1 protein-coding gene is annotated in these 1187 nt (G+C 39.5%); it reads right to left on the reverse strand.

Annotated features, from left to right (window positions below; translation table 11 throughout):
- Positions 1-51: 51 nt before the first annotated feature.
- Positions 52-1050 (reverse strand): IS110 family RNA-guided transposase, encoded by a 999-nt coding sequence (locus tag BLV84_RS12400; protein ID WP_093246188.1) that lies wholly within the window; start codon positions 1048-1050, stop codon positions 52-54.
- Positions 1051-1187 lie beyond the last annotated feature (137 nt).

The raw sequence follows: 1187 nt of genomic DNA on the forward strand, positions 1-1187 counted from the left end.
TCCCGTATTCTATGGTTTAAAAAAGTTTTTTAGTTAAAATTTTCAACATTTTTAAGCTGCATATTTCAAGGTATCAACATATGGCGTTCTCCGTTTTACAACTGCAAAAATCCTAGCTAGTAATTTGTTCCTGATCACATTGATTGTACTCATTTCATTTTTTCCCTGTTCATCGACCCTTCGCCGGTAATACTGCCTAATTTCAGGATTGTGCTGCAGGGCTGTTTTGGAACATTGGTCCAGCAAGCTCTTTATTTTTTTATTGGCCAAGTGACTTACTTTTGTTTTGCCCCTAATGCTTGTTCCAGAAGAATTGGGAAAAGGGGCAGTCCCACAGTAAGATGCGAATTTCCTCCAATTTTCAAATTTGGTAAAGCCCTGTGTATAAGCGATCATATACAAAGCTGTCTGTGGACCAACACCTTTGATGCTTGTGACCAAACCATATATTTTATCGAGCTCCCGGTTTTCTTTGATAATCCTGTCCATTTCCTTCTCGACTTTTTTTATTTTTTTAGAGAAGTGACCGATCATTTCCTCTTGTGCGTTCAGCAGTATTTTGTTGTCCTTTTGCTTTAGGACGCGTTTTTCCTCTTTCAATGAGGCTTTATAACCAGCTCTTTGTTTGACCAAACGATCCCTTAATGAAAGAAGGCGTTTAAGCGATTGCAGATCTTCTGACGGCAATTGGCAGGACTCAAGTTCCTCCCGCAATCGATAGGCATACAAGGCTATTTTCGCGGCATCAACTTTATCGTCCTTTCCGCGCGAAAGCCCCAAAGACCTTTTTATTTCCAGACCTGGGATTGCTACATACCTCATGCCAAGTTCCGACAATGTGGCCGATAATTGGAGTGAATAAAGTCCAGTATGTTCAAAGGTAAATATCATTTCTTCTCTATCAAAGTCCGTGTTCTTAAGCGCCCACTTAATCATCTTTGCAATGTCTTTTGGGCAGTTCTCAAAAACACGGTGCATTTTTTTGTTATGGATATGCACATCGAGTGTTTTTTTACTGACATCGATACCGATAGTTTCTTTTGTTTCCATAATTTAGTGGTTTTAAATGGTTGCTTTGACTAACACCTTTACTAGGTAAATTGCTAAAATTCTATTTGGTCCTTGCAACCGGGTTAATAAAGAACGGGGACTAATACGGGACTAAGGCCATTAGCCTAGAGACTTCG

The sequence above is a fragment of the Psychroflexus halocasei genome, assembly GCF_900107595.1.
GTDB classification, from domain to species: Bacteria; Bacteroidota; Bacteroidia; order Flavobacteriales; family Flavobacteriaceae; genus Psychroflexus; species Psychroflexus halocasei.

Bases quoted from the DNA above. Each gene is read 5' to 3' on its own strand.
- BLV84_RS12400 (WP_093246188.1), bottom strand. From the start codon at position 1,050: ATGGAAACAAAAGAAACTATCGGTATCGATGTCAGTAAAAAAACACTC.